1 protein-coding gene is annotated in these 209 nt (G+C 80.4%); it reads right to left on the reverse strand.

Features of this window, described 5'->3' with window-relative positions; all coding sequences use genetic code 11:
* Positions 1–209: hypothetical protein (locus LQ51_RS33795; protein WP_046564186.1), on the reverse strand; the 209-nt coding region annotated here is incomplete at both ends.

The raw sequence follows: 209 nt of genomic DNA on the forward strand, positions 1-209 counted from the left end.
CGTCGGCGTCGACCGCCAGGTGTCCACTGCCGAGCAACGGCACCAGCGCGGGGAACCGGGCATCGTCCAGCGGCGCGGCGGTGCCCACCCGGACCAGGGGCGGCGGCCCGTCCCCCGGCGGCGTGGCCACGGTGAGGCGATCCAGCGGGTCACCCGCCCAGCCGGGGGCGGCACGTGCGGCCGCGGCGCGGAGCCGCTCCGCCAGCTCA

The sequence above is a fragment of the Micromonospora sp. HK10 genome, from assembly GCF_000982955.1.
Lineage (GTDB): Bacteria > Actinomycetota > Actinomycetes > Mycobacteriales > Micromonosporaceae > Micromonospora.